We start from the raw sequence: 15,661 nt of genomic DNA on the forward strand, positions 1-15,661 counted from the left end.
TCACGGCGCCGCCGGATGGACCACCATCGCCGAGCCGCCGCCGCGTCGTACCTTCTCGGCGGCGGCCAGCCACCTGCCGTCCGGCAGCCGCTGGACGCCGGTGGCCGCGCCGATCTCCGGGTTCAGCTTGAAGCTGTGCCCGATGGCCTCCAGCTGGGTCCTCAAGTCGCTGCTGTACAGGCCCGGTTCGAGTTCGGTCTGGGCCGCGTTGCGCTGGCTGGCGCGCGGGGCGGCGATCGCGTCGACCAGCGGCAGGTGCCGGTCGAGGAACTCGGTCAGGGTCTGCAGCACGGTGGTGATGATGGTCGCGCCGCCGGGTGAGCCGAGCGCCACCACCGGCCGGCTGTGCCGGTCGAGAACGATGGTCGGCGAGATGGAGGAGCGCGGCCGCTTGCCCGGGCCCGGCAGGTTCGGGTCGTGCACGGCCGGGTTGGCCGGGGCGAAGGAGAAGTCGGTCAGCTCGTTGTTGAGCAGGAAGCCCCGGCCGGGCACGGTGATGCCGCTGCCGCCGGTCTGCTCGATGGTGAGCGTGTAGGAGACGACGTTGCCCCACTTGTCGGCCACGGTCAGGTGGGTGGTGTTCTCGCCCTCGTACGTCGTCGGGGCCGCCGTACCGCCGGTGCCGCAGGCGGCGGGGTGGCGCGGGTCACCGGGTGCGAGCGGGCTGCTGAGGACCGCGTCGTCCTTGATCAGGCAGGCGCGCGAGTCGGCGTACCGCTGCGACAGCAGGTCCTTGGTCGGTACGTCCTCGAAGGCGGGGTCGCCGACCCAGCGGCCGCGGTCGGCGAAGGCGATGCGGCCGGCCTCGATGTAGTGGTGCAGGTACTGCACCTCACTGGCCTTCGAGAGGTCGGTCCTCTCCAGGATGTTGAGCGCCTCGCCGACCGTGGTGCCGCCGGAGGAGGAGGGCGCGATGGAGTACACGTTCAGGCCGCGGTACGAGGTCTTCGTGGGCCGCTGGAGCTTGGCGCGGTAGGCGGCCAGGTCGTTGGCGGACAGCTTGCCGGGGCGGGCGTTCCAGCCGGAACCCGGGTCCACCGGCGGCTTGTTGACCGTGTTGACGATGTCCTCGCCGAGGTCGCCGCGGTAGATCGCGCCGACGCCCTTCTTGGCCAGTTCCTCGTAAGTCCTGGCCAGATCCGGGTTCTTGAAGGCGGAGCCGACGACCGGGAGCTGTCCGTTCGGCAGGAACAGCTCGGCGGTGGCGGGGAAGTAGCGGAACCGGGTCTCGTTGGACGCGGTCTGCGAGCGGAAGGTGTCGTCGACGGTGAAGCCGTCGCGGGCGATCCGCTCGGCCGGCTTCAGGACCGTACCGAGGCTTCTGCTGCCCCATTGGTCCAGCGCCGTCTGCCAGGTGGCGGGCGTGCCCGGGGTGCCGACGCTCAGGCCGCTGCTGACGGCGTCGGCGAAGGCCAGCGGCTTGCCGTTCTCCGTGAACAGGTTGGCGCCGGCGGACAGCGGCGCGGTCTCGCGGCCGTCGATGGTGTGCACCGTACGGGACTTGGCGTCGTAGTAGACGAAGTAGCCGCCTCCGCCGATGCCGGCCGAGTAGGGCTCGGTGACGCCGAGCGCGGCCGCGGTGGCCACGGCCGCGTCGACCGCGTTGCCACCCTTCCTGAGCACCTCGATGCCGGCGGCCGAGGCGTCCGCGTCGACGCTGGCCACGGCGCCGCCGTAGCCGACGGCCACCGGAACCTTCGTGGGCGTCTCGCCCATTGCGGCGGGCGGCGCCGCCGCTCCCACCGACACCACGGCGGCCGAGACCGCCACCACCGCCAGTTTCCGCGCGCCAGGCCGACCCATCCGTACCTCCCGTCGGGACCGTCCGCGCAGCGTAACGAGATTGCCGTAAGGCCAACAGTACGCCTCGGTCGCCGGCCACCCGACAGTCACAGATCGAACACCGGTACGTAGTCGTCGCCCGGGCCCGCTACCATGCGCGGCCATGAACGACGACGTGCGCAACATCGTCCTGGGCGTCATAGCGGCAGGCATCAGTGCCGCGCTGGGCTGGCTCGCCCGTACCTACCTGTGGCGGCGCAAGCTGCGTCGCAAACAGGAGTTCTTCGGGCTGCCCGAGAACTCGGAGTCCCTGCTCGTCGTCAACCGCGACCCGGCCACCTCGGAGCCGGCCGTGCACCGCTTCGACGTCTTCGCGCTGCTGGAGCTCTCCGCCCTCATCAAGGACTGCGGGGCCCACCTGCAGATGGTGACACAGGACGCGACCCAGCAGGGGTTCGGCGAGCGCACCGAGTTCTGTGTGGGCGGCCCGGCGTCGAACCGGCGGATGCTGGCCCACATGGCGGCGATGCTCCCCGGCATCCGCGTGAACATCGATCCCGAACCCGGCCCGGACCGGGGTGCCTTCCAGATCGGCGGCGAGCGGTACCGCATGGAGCCGGGCATCTCCGAGCACGTCCTGCTCGCCCGGCTCAGCGCCGGAGGGGAGACCCGGCCGGTGTTCCTGTTCTGCGGACAGCGGGCCATCACCAACCAGGCCGCCACCCGCTATCTCGCCCGCAACCACGAACGGTTGAACCGCAAGTACGGCAACAGCACCTTCGTCCTGCTGCTGAAGGTGGTCAACTCCCAGGCGTACGGCCCCGATCTGGTCGAGCTGGTCGCGGACGTGACGCGGGCGGCGCAGGCGCCTCTGCCACAAGTGGAGGCAGCACGTCCTTCCCACCGGGCCTCCTAGGTTCCCGCACACTTCAACAATCTTTACCGGCACGTAACTTACCGACGGGTTACTTACGGTAAGTTCCGCCGGTTACCGTCGGGTCACTTTGCACTGACACGAGTGAGGAGTGACCCATGGGACACGGTCGCACCACCTTGCGCACCTCCGCCGTAGGAGTCGTCTCCGCGGCGCTGATCGCGGGGTCCGTCGTCGGCCTGGCTCCGGCCGCCCAGGCTGCCCCGTCCGTCCGCTTCGTGGACATCACGGGCGACGGCGGCACCGCACTGAAGGCGAACGTCGTCACGCCCGCGGGCGCCGACGGCTCGCACAGCTACCCGCTCATCGTGCTGCCCACGAGCTGGGGCCTGCCGCAGGTGGAGTATCTCGCCCAGGCACAGAAGCTCGCCGACTCCGGCTACGTGGTGCTCACGTACAACGTGCGCGGGTTCTGGCAGTCCGGCGGCGAGATAGAAGTGGCGGGTCCGCCGGACATAGCGGACGCCTCCAAGGTCATCGACTGGGCGCTCGCCAACACCCCCGCGGACCCGCGGCACATCGGCATGGCCGGCGTCTCCTACGGCGCCGGCATCAGCCTGCTGGCCGCCGCCCACGACAAGCGCATCAAGGCCGTCGCCGCGCTCAGCGGCTGGGCCGACCTGATCGACTCGATCTACTCGGGCCGCACCCAGCATGTCCAGGCGGGCGCCCTGCTCGACGGCGCGGGCATCATCACCGGTCGTGAGAGCCCCGAACTCCGGGAAATCTTCGACAACTTCTACGCCTCCAACCTGACCAAGGAACAGGAGATGATCGACTGGGGGCGCAAGCGTTCCGCCGCGACCTACGTCGACCAGCTGAACAAGAACGGCGCCGCGGTCCTGATGGCCAACGCCTGGGGCGACACGATCTTCCCGGCCAACTCGTACGCCGACTTCTACGAGAAGCTGACCGTCCCGAAGCGGCTGGAGATGCGCCCCGGCGACCACGCGACCGCCGAGCTGACCGGCCTGTTCGGGCTGCCCAACGACGTGTGGACGGACACCGGGCGCTGGTTCGACCACTACCTCAAGGGCGCCGACAACGGCATCGACCGCGAGCAGCCCGTCCAGCTGAAACCCCGTAGCGCGGGGGGATACGAGGGCTACCCGGACTGGAAGTCGGTCGGCGCGACCCGCCGCAAGCTCGCACTCGCGGGCTCCACCACCATCCACGCAGGCGTCGACTCGGGCGCGGACGGCGGGATCGTCTTCCTCTCCAGCATCCTGGACCAGGTCGCCCAACTGCCGCCCGTCGCCTCGATCCCGCTGCTGCCGCGCCGCTGGGCGGCCGTGTGGCAGTCGGAGCGGTACGGCACGGCCCAGCAGGTACGGGGCACGGCCACGCTGCACACCACGCTCACCCCGACCAAGGAGAGCGGCACCCTCATCGCCTACCTGTACGACGTGGGGCCGCTCGGCTTCGGCAAGCTGGTCACCAACGCGCCCTACACCTGGCACGGTCGGACGCCCGGCGAGCCGTTCGACGTGAACCTGGACCTGTTCTCCACCGCCTACGACGTACCCGCCGGGCACCGCCTCGCGCTGGTCGTCGACACCGTCGACCCCCTCTACATCGAGCACAACCCGTCCGGCGCGCAGCTGACCTTCTCCTCGCCGCCGGACGACCCGTCATACGTGTCCGTCCCCGTGCGCGAGCAGTGATCATCGGCTGCCGCCGGACGAGCCTGGCCCATGTATCCCGGTGCAGCTCGGCGAGATCACCATCACCACAGGGATGAACGGCTCATCGTAGTCGAGGTCTGCGATCCAGGCGTAGTCGGCGTCAGGCCTCGGCGATCTCCCCGTACAGCTGGGACAGTTCGGGGGCGCCGGTCGTAGCCCAGGCCCGGCCGGCGTCCACGACCTCGACCTCGCGGCCGGAGGCGAGCCGCAGCACGGGCTCGCCGTCGGGCCTGATCTCCCAGGCGGCCCCGGGCACGGTGCGCACGACAACCGTGCCCAGGTACAGCCCCGCGTCGTTGCCCAGCCAGGGCAGCGTCTCCGCGTCGTCGCGCCAGCGCGGGACCAGTTGGTCCAGCGCCTCCAAGGAAGCCGGCGTGTCGTCGAGGCGGACACCCGCGTCGTCCGCCTGGGAGCGGAGCAGTTCACATTCGGACAGGAGCGCGGCGATCGACTCGGGGTCGGCCGGGAGCTCCCCCACGCTCGAATGCGCTCGCGTGGGGGCACCCTCATCGCCACCGTACTTGTGGTGCCTGTGGCCCAGGAACGGAATGTTCATGGACCCAGCGTGGCATCACACGTCCAGGTCGACCACCACCGGCGCGTGGTCGGACGCGCCCTTGCCCTTGCGCTCCTCGCGGTCGACGTAGGAGTCCTTGACGGCCTTCGCGAACGGCTCGTTGCCGTACACCAGGTCGATGCGCATGCCGCGGTTCTTGGGGAAGCAGAGCTGGCGGTAGTCCCAGTACGTGTACGGGTGGTCGTACTTCAGGGGACGCGGGACGACGTCCGACAGGCCCGCCTCCTGGAGGGAGACCAGAGCGGCGCGCTCGGCGGGGGTCACGTGGGTGGAACCCTCGAAGACGGCCACGTCGTAGACGTCGTCGTCGGTCGGCGCCACGTTGTAGTCGCCCATGACCGCGAACGGACGGCTGCCGGAGGCGTCACCGGCCACGGCGGCCTTCAGTGCCTCGAACCACTGGAGCTTGTAGGCGTAGTGCGGGTGGTCCACCTCGCGGCCGTTGGGCACGTACACCGACCAGACGCGTACCGGGCCGCAGGTCGCCGAGATGGCACGCGGCTCGGTCACGCCCTCGTAGCCGGGGTCGCCGGGCAGGCCCTTGACGACGTCCTCCAGACCGACGCGGGAGAGCACCGCCACGCCGTTCCACCGGCCGGTCGCGTGGACCGCCGCCTCGTAGCCCAGCTCGCGCAGCTGGTCGAACGGGAACAGCTCCTCGGCGATCTTGGCCTCCTGGAGGCAGAGCACGTCGGTGCCGCTGCTCTCCAGCCAGGCGAGCAGCCTCGGGAGGCGGGCGGTGATCGAGTTCACGTTCCAGGTGGCGATGCGCATGCCTCACAACCTACCCGGCGGGTGTGACAGCCCGCCTCAGACGTCCGCCGAGGCCCCCGGGGTGAGCCGCTGGTGGTCCGTGCCGCCCAGCGCGCCGATCTGGCGGTCGTAGATCGGACGGGCGAGGTCGGTCAGCAGGGCGTCATGGATGTCGTAGGCGCGCTGCGGCTTCACCTCGCGCACGTAGTCGATCACCTCGGAGATCTTGTTCCAGGGCGCCTGCACCGGGAGCATCAGCGTCTCCACGGGCCGGTCGGGGACGGTGAGGGCGTCGCCCGGGTGGAAGACCCTGCCGCCGTCGATCAGGTAGCCGATGTTGGTGATGCGCGGGATGTCCGGGTGGATCACCGCGTGCAGCTCGCCGTGGACCTGCACGTCGAAGCCCGCGGCGGTGAAGGTGTCGCCATGGCCGACGGTGTGCACCCGGCCCGGGAAGGCCGCCGCGATCTGCTCGGCCACCGACTTCAGGGTCCAGACCCCGGCGGCCGGGTTCGCCTCCAGGGCGGCCCGCAGCCGGCCCTCGTCGAAGTGGTCCGGGTGCTCGTGCGTGACCAGGATCGCGTCCGCGCCGACCGCCGCGTCCTGCTCGCTGAACCCGCCGGGATCGATCACGAGCGTCCGCCCGTCCTTCTCCAGGCGGACACAGGCGTGGGACTTCTTGGTGAGCTTCATGTCTCCCCATCCTGCCGCCTGCGCCGGCCCGGGGCTCACTCGGCGGGGGTGGTCTCCTCTCGGATGACCTGCTGTGCCACCCGGAACGCGCTGTTCGCCGCCGGGACACCGCAGTACACGGCCGCCTGCAGCAGCACTTCCCTGATCTCGTCCGGGGTCAGGCCGTTGCGCAGGGCGGCGCGGGTGTGGAGGGCCAGCTCCTCCAGGTGGCCGCCGGCGACCAGCGCGGTGAGCGTGACACAGCTACGGGTCCGGCGGTCCAGGCCGGGCCGGTCCCAGATCTCGCCCCAGGCGTAGCGGGTGATGAACTCCTGGAAGCCACCGGAGAACTCGTCTGCCTGGGACAGTGCCCGGTCCACGTGCGCGTCGCCCAGCACCTCCCGGCGGATCTTCAGCCCGGCCTCGTACCGGTCGGGCAACCCGAGGGGCTGCGGCGGTACGACGGCGGGGGCGATCTCGGCGACGGGCACGACCTGCGGCGCCGCCGTCAGCGCCGGGTTGACGGGGGCGGCCGGGAGGGCCGTCTGGCCGGTGTCGAAGGGCTGCTGCCAAGCGGTGGAGAAGTGCCGGACCAGCAGGTCGGTGACGGCGGCGGGCTGCTCCACCGGTACCAGGTGGGAGGCCCCCGGCACGACCGCGAGCCGGGCGTCCGGTATCCCCGCGACCAGGGTGCGGGCCTCGGCCGGTCCGGTGACCTGGTCCTCGGAGCCGACCAGCACCAGGGTCGGCGCGCCGACCCGGCCCAGCTCGGGCCGGACGTCGAACCCGGCGAGAGCCTCGCAGGCGGCGATGTAGCAGCCCGGGTCGGTGGTGCGCACCATCTGTACGGCCCACTCGGTGATCGCGGGCTGCGTGGCGGCGAACCCGCCGGTGAACCAGCGGTCGGGCGAGGTCCGGGCGATCGGGTCGAGCCCGTTGGTCCGGACGACCACCCCGCGCTGGCGGAACTCGTCGGCGGTGCCGAACCGGGGCGAGGCGGCGACCAGCGCGAGCGAGGCGAGACGCTCGGGGTGCCGCAGGGCCAGCTCGATGCCGATCGCACCGCCCAGCGCACAGCCGGCATAGCCGAAGCGCTGCACCCCGAACGTGTCCAAGGTCACCAGCAGGCGGGCCGCCAGCTCGCCGACGGAGCCGGCCGGGTGGGCGGGGGCGCCGCCGTGGCCCGGCAGGTCGAACCGGAAGACCCGCCACTGCTTCGTCAGCTCGGGGATCTGGCGGTCCCACATGTGCCATGTGGTGCCCAGTGAGGGACCCAAGATCAGGACCGGAGCGTCTTCTGGCCCGTCAAAGCGGTATTGCAGGGTGTTCGGGGGTGTCTCACTCACGCCCCAGACCCTCTCACGTCTCACGACTGCCCCTATAACGAGGGTTAGGACTGCACAGGTCTGACCAGGTGGAAGACCTCCCGGGCCGCGTAGCGCTTGAGGGTTCGGACTATCTCGCGCCGCGTCTTGCCCTCCTTGCTGCGACGTTCGTAGTACTCCTGGGTACGTGGGTCGACGCGCAGGCGGGTATGCACGATCCGGTGCAGGGCCGCGTTCGCTTGCCGGTCGCCGCCGCGGTTGAGGCGACGGTACTGCCGGCTGCCCGAAGAACGCTCGACCGGGCTGACCCCGCACAGCGCCGCGAAGGACGCCTCACTGCCCAGGCGTTCCGGGTTGTCCCCCCCCCGTGATCAGCAAAGTGACGGCTGTGTCCGGACCGATGCCCACCACCTCGAGCAGCTGCGGAGCGTGGCGCTCCACCAGCCGGGTCAGGCGGCCTTCCAGTTCCCGGACATCTTCGCTGAGCTGCCCGATGCGCCGGGCCAGAAGTCCCAGGGTCACGTGGGTGGCGTGGAGCACCGATCCCTCGCCGGCCTCATGGTTCAGGCTGTCGTCGACGAGCCCTGCGCACGTGCGGAAAAGCTCTGCATTGCCCAGCCCGGCCAGTTGCTCTCTCAGCTGGGGATCGGCACGGATGAGGACGGCTTTGAGCTGGTTGATCGCCTGGGTGCGGGCCTTGACCGCCGAGTCCTTGGCCAGCTTGTACATCCGGGCGATCTCCACCGGTCCGTCGCCCGTCTTGGCCTGGGCGCGCGCTCGCCCGCTCAGCACCGCCCGGGCCGCGTTCTCAGCATCGAGCGGGTCGGACTTGCCGCGCCGGCGGCGGTCGAACCGGTTCACATCGAAGACGTCCACGCCCTGGGCCAGCAGGTAGCAGGACAGGGCCGCCCCGAAGGAACCGGTCCCTTCCACTCCGGCCCGGCGCACCGTTCCCGACGCCCTGGCCCACCCCAGCAGGTCTCGGTATCCAGCCGCGCCGGCCGGGAACTCCTCAGTGCCGATCACTTCCCCCACCAGGGAGAGCACGACGGCCACATGGGCATCCCGGTGCGTGTCCACTCCCAGGACCACCTCCCCCGTCGGCCGGCGCCGACGAGGACGCGAAGCGGAGGGTGTGCCGATCACGTTCGTTCCCTTTCAGGCCGACGGCTTATCGCGTAGCCGGTAGCGGGCCGTGCGGACGGTCAGAATCGTGATGACGCCTTTCCGGCAAGCCCCTATCGAGACACGTCCATCAGCCCGAGACCAACAGTGCGCAGTCCCCTGGCCGGCGGTCGACACAGTGTGATCAGGACACCTCGGTCAGAGATCTCAGGAGTCAGACCCCGCCGTAGGACAGGCACCCACCTACGGTTCTCGGCCCAACCGGCTTCCAGCGGAACTGGCACCATGCCGCCGTCGTGCGTCACTTCGAGTCGAAGGCGGACCATTGGAACGGCGGGTCAATGAGCGGCAGCTGTCGGTGTTGCAGTGGGTGGTAGCCGGGTGCCCTGCAGGCGTATGGAACACAAGCTCCTACAAGACCACCTGCCAGGCACTCCACAACCGTGGCCTGGTGACGGTCTCCCGGGAGGCCGGGCAGTGGAGCGTCGCCCTGACAAGCGCCGGTCGGCACTACCTGGCGCACGGCACGTACCCTCCCCGCGGATCACGCCCGCGGAAGACCCAGGCCGCCGGTCCACGACCTAAGTCCACCAGAGCGCAGGAAACTCCGGCCACCGAGCGGAAGCCAAGCCCTCCCTCACATCCTCGTGTGACGCTCACGGAGCAGCTGTTACAGGAGCTCGCGGAGGCCGGCGGCAAGATCGTCAAGAGCGGCAGCGGTCCCGGCTTGGAGAAGTGGCCGTCCCGCGTCGCCGCCGCACGCAGGTCCGGAAGGGTTCCGGAGACGAAGGAGCTGTACGGAAACTGGTGCCGCGACGGGTACGAGATCAAGCTCGTCGACATCCCCGCCTGGCGCCTTGCCGTCCTCGACCCCGTCCCCGTGCCCTCGCGGCTCACTCGGCCGCACACCGTGGTGCGGGCCATGCAGAACGAACGCCAGCCGCTGGGCCTGACCAAGCCCGTCCAAGGACGCGCTCTCCGGCTCATCCAGGCACTGATCACCGCCGCCGAGGCCGACGGACACACCTGCTCGGCCGGGCAGACCGGCTTCGCACCCCCACCTCGTCGCCGCCGCAGGGCAAATCCCCACTTCACCATCACCGCACAGGGCCAGACAGTGGGGTTTGTCGTCCTCCAGGAGCAGGACCGGGCCGAGCACGTCGCCACCGAGAAGGAACTCGCCGACGCCAAGAAGCACTCCTGGGTCAGAATCCCCCGCTTCGACTACACCCCATCCGAACGCCTCCGCATCATCCTCAGCGGCGGCCAGCCACACCGAGCGAGCGAATGGGCCGACGCTCCCGGCCGCGCCCTCGAACAGCAACTCGCCGAGATCGCACAGGAGGTCACGCTGCGCGGCCAAGCCGCCGAACGCAGACGTCAGGACGAGGCCGAAGCGGCACGCCAGAAGCGCATCCGCTGGGAAGCCGCCATGGAACAAGCCCGCATCCGGTACGCAGAGGCGTACCGCGTCCGGCACCTCGAAGCCCAGGAAGCGGCATGGCGACACGCCACCCGACTGACCCAATACGTGAGCACCGTACGCACGCGAGTCGAGGACATGCCTCCGGGCCAGGCCAGAACCGAAGCCGAGGAATGGATCAGCTGGGCAGCGGCCACCGTTGAACGCCTCGACCCATTGAACACACCGCCCCGGCTGCCCGACATTCCCAAGCCACAAGCCGACGACCTGAAACCCTTCCTCGGGCACTGGAGCCCTTACGGTCCCACCTACTGAACGCCCGCAGCGCACATTGTGCGCCCACAACCGCAGTTCAGGGGCTCTTCGCGACCGGTTCAATCGCGGCACACCGACCTGGTGGGTCATCGGAAAGATGTCCACCTGAGCGATCTTCGGAAAACCCGAGGTCAGATCCCATTTCCTGGCCCATCGCCATGCATGTGGGTGCCCAGGGAGTCAAACGGGGCGTCACGGCCTACAGTCCGCCCTTTCAACCCGGTCGCTCCAGCCTTCGCCAACACCCTGCTCGACGCGACCGGCGTCCTTCTCGGCCAACTCCCGCTCAGTCGCGACCGGGTGTGGCTGGTCGTGCGAGACGCGGGCCTGACGGATCGGCAGGTGGGCGACTCGTGGTGGAACGCTCCCTGTCAGCCGACCTGCTGCACCTTGATCGCGTCGCTCACCCGAACCGTCCCGGCTGCAAGGACGTCCAGGTAGACACCGAGCACGATGCCGGGATCCGCCGGGAGTTCGTGGACGGTCGAAGTACGCGTCAACTGGCCCGAAGACCGACCGCCAGCGTCAGTTCAAGGACCCGGTGTGGCGATGCGAGATCCGGAAACAGCTCCCGCAGCTGCGACATCCGGTACCGGACTGTCTGGGGATGGACGAACAACGCCGCCGCCACCTCGTCCCGCCTGCCCTGGTGCAGCAGCCACGCCCGCAACGTCTCCTCCAGCCGCCGTGCGGTCGCGACAGGCAAGGTGCGCAACGGTGCGAGGGCTCGGGCACGCAGGTCTGCGAACGCGTCCACGTCGGCGCTCAGCACCAGCTCGGGCAGGTGGTCCTCGGTGTCGCGGATATCAGAGGAGAGGGAGCGCGCGCGTGCGGCTCGTGCGTACGAGGATGACGCACGAGTCCATGGCCGGGCCGGGCCGACCACGGCGGTGCGGTCGGTCAGCTGCCGCAAGAGATGTGATCGGTCGGAATCGGGGACGAGCAGCACACCGGTGGCGTCCGGCAGATCGTCGAGGACGAGGGTGCTCGGGTCGAGTGTGCGGTAGGCGGGCCGGGCCTGGGCGGCGGGCAGCAGGACCGCCGTCAGCGTAACCGGAGGCTGCCATCCGGCCCGTTGAGCAGAGGCCAGCAGCACGTCCGGGCTCGCGCCGGCGAGGAGGTCGCGGGCCAGGTGTTCCAGGTGGCGCTCGTGGGCCCTGCCCCGGGCGGCCAGTTCGTCGGCGTGGCCCGCGGCGCTCGCGGCGGAGAGCTCGTCAATGTAGGCGAAGGTCAGCTCGGCGAACTTGGCGACCTCGGCGGCGGGCAGACCTGCGGACACGGCGCCCGCTGCCAGGCATCGCCAGGCCACGCGGGCGCCGACGCGGTAGGCGCTGAGCAGGGCGTCCATCGAACGGCCGTCGCGCACCTCGCCGCGGCCCAGCTCGTAGGCCGCGTCACCGCCGTCGCCGCCTGTGGCGTTCCCGCTCGCGAGGTCCAGGTAGTGCCCGAGGGCGGTGCGAACGGCTCGGCGGATGGTGGCGCCCATGTGGCCCGTCAGTGCGTTGGCGTAGGGAGGGACCTCGTCGATGATCGCCTGGACGACCTCGTCGGCGGTGGTCTTCAGCGCGGCCCGAAGTGCGGTGACCGTCGTCTCATCCAGGGCCAGTTCGCTGGCCCTCTGGGTTACACGACTCACGTTTTTATTCCCTGCGAACAATTCCACCTACCAGATTCACGTCCTACGGTCAGGACTTTACGCCCTGAGACGCAGCAAGCTGGAGTCATGACGAGTGCAGCCCTGCGCAGCAGGGCGTGGAAACTGCTGGAGATGGTCACGACGCCGCTGCTGCCGTCGGACTACCTCGACCTGGTCAGCCCGCTGCGTGCGGGCGCCGACCTGCGGGGGCGCATCGAGGCCGTGCACCCCGAGACGGATGACGCCGCGACTGTCGTGATCAGGCCGGGACGGGGCTGGCGCGGCCACACAGCCGGTCAGTACGTGCGGATCGGGGTCGACGTCGACGGCGTACGCCTGTGGCGTGCCTACTCCATCACCTCGCCGACGAACCGCCAGGACGGCCGCGTCACGATCACCGTGAAGGCGATCCCGGACGGCAAGGTCAGCAACCACCTGGTCCGCAGGGCGAAACCGGGCACGCTGATCCAGCTCGACCAGGCGACCGGTGACTTCGTGCTGCCGCCGGCCAAGCCCGCCAAGGTGCTCTACCTGACGGCCGGCAGCGGCATCACGCCCGTGATGGGCATGCTGCGCGACATCGAGTTCGACGACGTCGTCATGGTCCACTGCGCGCCACGGGCACAGGACGTGATCTTCCGAAACGAACTGCACGATCTGGTCGCGGACGAGAAGCTGCGGCTCATCGAGGTGCACACCGACTCGGACGGCATGCTCGACGTCGCCCGTCTCGACGAACTCGTGCCCGACTGGGCCGAGCGCGAGACCTGGGCTTGCGGGCCCGCGGGCCTGCTTGACGCCGCCGAAGAGCACTGGAGCGGGCACGGCGTCCAAGTGCGCCTGCACACCGAACGCTTCCGCCCCAGCATCGTCGTCGCCGGCGACGGCGGCGAGGTCACGTTCAGCGCCACCGGCAAGACCGTCGACTCGGACGGCGCCACGCCGTTGCTGGACGTCGGCGAGGAGGCCGGCGTGCTCATGCCGTCCGGGTGCCGTATGGGCATCTGCTTCGGCTGCGTCACGCCGCTCAAGGCGGGCGCCGTCCGCGACCTGCGCACCGGCGAGATCACCGAGGCCGAGCCGGGCGTCCTCATCCAGACCTGTGTGTCCGCCGCGGCGGGCCCTTGCGACATCGAACGGTAGGAGCACTTTGACCGCCATTGACCCCACCGCCCACCTGACGGCGGAGCAGATCGAGGAGCTAGGCCGCGAGCTGGACGCGATCCGCGACGAGGTGATCGCCGGCCGCGGGGAGAAAGACGCCGCCTACATCCGTAGGGTCATCTCGGCGCAGCGCAAGCTCGAGTTGGTCAGCAGGGGCGTGCTGCTGTTCTCGATCTTCCCGCCGGCGTGGCTGCTCGGCACCGCCGGTCTGTCCGTGGCGAAGATCATGGACAACATGGAGATCGGCCACAACGTCCTGCACGGCCAGTGGGACTGGATGCGGGACCCGAAGATCCACTCCACCACTTGGGAGTGGGATCACGTCTCGCCGTCCGAGCAGTGGAAGCACTCGCACAACGAGCTGCATCACACGTACACCAACGTGATCGGCAAGGACAACGACCTCGGCTACGGCATCATGCGCGTCGACGAGGACCAGGAGTGGCACCCGTTCCACCTCGGTCAGCCGCTGTGGAACTTCATCAACGCCTGCTTCTTCGAGTACGGCATCGCGGCGTACGACCTGCAGCTCGGCAAGAACCTGCACAAGCGGCGCCGCAAGAACCCGGAGTTCCGCGCGCGGGCCAAGGCCGTGGGCCGCAAGATCCGCAAGCAGGTGCTCAAGGACTACGTGATCCACCCGCTGCTGTCGGGCCCGTCGTTCCTCACCACGCTCGCCGCCACGTTCACCGCGAACCTGGTCCGCAACATCTGGTCCCACTCGGTGATCATGTGCGGGCACTTCCCCGAGGGCGTGCAGGTCTTCGAGCGCCGGTCGATCAAGGGCGAGACGCGCGGGCAGTGGTACCTGCGCCAGATGATGGGCTCGGCGAACATCAGCGGCAGCAGGGCCATGCACTTCATGACCGGCAACCTGTCGCACCAGATCGAGCACCACCTGTTCCCGGACCTGCCGAGCAACCGGTACGCCGAGGTCGCGGTGAAGGTGCGCGCGCTGTTCGAGAAGTACGAGCTGGAGTACGTCACCGGACCGCTGCCCAAACAGGTGTTCTCCGCGTGGCGCAAGGTCTTCCGGCTCTCGCTGCCGAACAAGAAGCCCGAGGTCAAGACGCCGGACCGTGAGCAGGAGCTCGTCGCCGCCTGATGGGTACAAGCGCCTGGCTCACGAACCCGAGGTCAGGCGCCCTTGTCCGCAGGCTCCAGAATCGCCACGCACTCCGCGTGATGCGTCATCGAAAGCACGTCAGGAGGCACACGGAGAGAGGAAAAAGTAAAGGTCAGAGCGCTCTTGCGGTGTTCGGGGCGGCCAGCGAGGTGCTGGAGCGTCACAACGCGGCAGGCTTCTCCGGGGGGCAAACCCGACAGGCCACCTGCACGAATGGCTGGTCTCAAACGCTTACGTTCGCGCGTGACACCCGGACGCAGGCCGTGCCTCGGACCGGCCCGACATGACGAGCAGCCACTATTCGGAGTCAGGGTGCATCTGCACCCACCGGCCGTTGATGAACTTCATCTCCAAACCGTAGAACGGCTGGGGCGGGGGGACCGGCCGCTTGCCGCGGTGTGGCGCTGTCGGCTGCTTGGGGCGGTCGGCGGGCTGCACCTTCGCGGCCCCCGGCTTCATTTTCGCGTCGCGCTTCCGCAACGCTTCGATCTTTTTGAGGAGTTCGGCGCGGCTGATGTCTTTCGGCGCCCGGGCGAGACCGGGCGGAGCCGCCGAACGGGTCGGCGAGCCATCCGTGGCCGACTGGCAGGCGCGGTGCACCGGCTGTCCGTCCGCGGCGAAGACGAGCTTCTTCCTGGCCACCGGCAGGCGGCATACCGCACAGCGCTTGAGCGCGGGCTTGGGCCTGAACGTGTCGGACACGATCCCCCGGATGGTGATGCCTTGGTGGGACAGCAGGATAGGCGCGCTGATGACAGCTCGGGGGAGTTCGAGCGAAATGTGAACGCTCCTTTCTTCGCGGAACGGTACGTTCGCGCCGGAAGTGCGAGACGTTGCCGTTGTCAGCCGGCTCAGCAGGAAGGGCCGAGGACCACCGGTCGTGGGACTGCGACGAGGGCGAACTCAGCGGGTCGGCGAACCGTCGTCTGTGCGGCCGCGCATACCTTCAGTAGGGGGTGAGGAAGGCAATGTTGCAGCTCGGCGACGTCGAAACCCTGGAAGGGCTTGGGCGGTCCCATCGAGGGGGATGATGGCCGCGCGGACGTCGTCGCCGTCTCCGATCCGGCGGCAACGAACCGCCAGGGCGAGGCGCCGCGGCGCCTCGGTCGCGCGTTTTCAGGCTAGCCACATCCGTCTCCCAGCC

Annotated in this window: 13 protein-coding genes and 1 pseudogene; 5 read left to right on the top strand and 9 right to left on the bottom strand. The window is 69.6% G+C overall.

What is annotated here, in order from left to right:
• Nucleotides 1-1,803: a gamma-glutamyltransferase gene (gene ggt, locus ACWC5O_RS25145; RefSeq protein ID WP_450582910.1), complete on the bottom strand. Its 1,803-nt coding sequence runs from the start codon at nt 1,801-1,803 to the stop codon at nt 1-3.
• A gap of 142 nt (nt 1,804-1,945) precedes the next feature.
• Here ggt and ACWC5O_RS25150 point away from each other — a divergent pair, with 142 nt between their 5' ends.
• Together ACWC5O_RS25150 and ACWC5O_RS25155 are read left to right on the top strand one after the other, a co-directional pair.
• Nucleotides 1,946-2,698: a hypothetical protein gene (locus tag ACWC5O_RS25150; protein ID WP_450582909.1), complete on the top strand. Its 753-nt coding sequence runs from the start codon at nt 1,946-1,948 to the stop codon at nt 2,696-2,698.
• Nucleotides 2,699-2,814: 116 nt separating this feature from the next.
• Nucleotides 2,815-4,380, top strand: a complete 1,566-nt coding sequence (locus tag ACWC5O_RS25155) for an alpha/beta fold hydrolase (RefSeq protein ID WP_450582907.1) — start codon at nt 2,815-2,817, stop codon at nt 4,378-4,380.
• A gap of 121 nt (nt 4,381-4,501) precedes the next feature.
• On the opposite strand, the gene ACWC5O_RS25160 is transcribed toward ACWC5O_RS25155, so the two are convergent.
• From ACWC5O_RS25160 to ACWC5O_RS25180, 5 genes and pseudogenes are all read right to left on the bottom strand, one after another.
• Complete coding sequence (locus ACWC5O_RS25160) at nt 4,502-4,957, bottom strand: DUF6278 family protein (RefSeq protein WP_450582905.1); 456 nt, start codon at nt 4,955-4,957, stop codon at nt 4,502-4,504.
• A 15-nt stretch (nt 4,958-4,972) separates the two neighbouring features.
• Nucleotides 4,973-5,752 carry an exodeoxyribonuclease III gene (locus tag ACWC5O_RS25165; RefSeq protein ID WP_450582904.1) on the bottom strand — a complete coding sequence of 260 codons (780 nt, stop codon included), beginning with the start codon at nt 5,750-5,752 and terminating at the stop codon, nt 4,973-4,975.
• Between the two features lie 36 nt (nt 5,753-5,788).
• Nucleotides 5,789-6,424, bottom strand: a complete 636-nt coding sequence (locus ACWC5O_RS25170) for an MBL fold metallo-hydrolase (RefSeq protein WP_450582902.1) — start codon at nt 6,422-6,424, stop codon at nt 5,789-5,791.
• A 35-nt stretch (nt 6,425-6,459) separates the two neighbouring features.
• A complete protein-coding gene (gene pcaDC / locus ACWC5O_RS25175) occupies nt 6,460-7,749 on the bottom strand; it encodes a bifunctional 3-oxoadipate enol-lactonase/4-carboxymuconolactone decarboxylase PcaDC (RefSeq protein WP_450582901.1) in 1,290 nt (429 codons plus the stop codon).
• A gap of 44 nt (nt 7,750-7,793) precedes the next feature.
• Nucleotides 7,794-8,874: pseudogene (locus ACWC5O_RS25180) on the bottom strand (IS110 family transposase).
• A gap of 628 nt (nt 8,875-9,502) precedes the next feature.
• Between ACWC5O_RS25180 and ACWC5O_RS25185 the strand changes: the two are divergent.
• Nucleotides 9,503-10,591: a hypothetical protein gene (locus ACWC5O_RS25185; RefSeq protein WP_450582899.1), complete on the top strand. Its 1,089-nt coding sequence runs from the start codon at nt 9,503-9,505 to the stop codon at nt 10,589-10,591.
• A 371-nt stretch (nt 10,592-10,962) separates the two neighbouring features.
• Here ACWC5O_RS25185 and ACWC5O_RS25190 read toward each other — a convergent pair whose 3' ends face one another.
• Both ACWC5O_RS25190 and ACWC5O_RS25195 read right to left on the bottom strand, forming a co-directional pair.
• Nucleotides 10,963-11,091, bottom strand: coding sequence for a hypothetical protein (locus ACWC5O_RS25190; protein WP_267911787.1), 129 nt, complete (start codon nt 11,089-11,091; stop codon nt 10,963-10,965).
• A complete protein-coding gene (locus ACWC5O_RS25195) occupies nt 11,088-12,227 on the bottom strand; it encodes a PucR family transcriptional regulator (protein WP_450582897.1) in 1,140 nt (379 codons plus the stop codon). Before ACWC5O_RS25195 ends, ACWC5O_RS25190 begins: the two co-directional genes overlap by 4 nt.
• An 87-nt stretch (nt 12,228-12,314) precedes the next feature.
• On the opposite strand from ACWC5O_RS25195, the gene ACWC5O_RS25200 reads away from it, so the two are divergent.
• Both ACWC5O_RS25200 and ACWC5O_RS25205 read left to right on the top strand, forming a co-directional pair.
• Complete coding sequence (locus ACWC5O_RS25200) at nt 12,315-13,370, top strand: ferredoxin reductase (RefSeq protein ID WP_450582896.1); 1,056 nt, start codon at nt 12,315-12,317, stop codon at nt 13,368-13,370.
• A 7-nt stretch (nt 13,371-13,377) separates the two neighbouring features.
• Nucleotides 13,378-14,496: a fatty acid desaturase family protein gene (locus ACWC5O_RS25205; RefSeq protein WP_450582894.1), complete on the top strand. Its 1,119-nt coding sequence runs from the start codon at nt 13,378-13,380 to the stop codon at nt 14,494-14,496.
• Between the two features lie 318 nt (nt 14,497-14,814).
• Here ACWC5O_RS25205 and ACWC5O_RS25210 read toward each other — a convergent pair whose 3' ends face one another.
• Nucleotides 14,815-15,219, bottom strand: coding sequence for a hypothetical protein (locus tag ACWC5O_RS25210; protein ID WP_450582892.1), 405 nt, complete (start codon nt 15,217-15,219; stop codon nt 14,815-14,817).
• Nucleotides 15,220-15,661: the final 442 nt, after the last annotated feature.

This window comes from Streptomyces sp. NPDC001450, assembly GCF_053597295.1.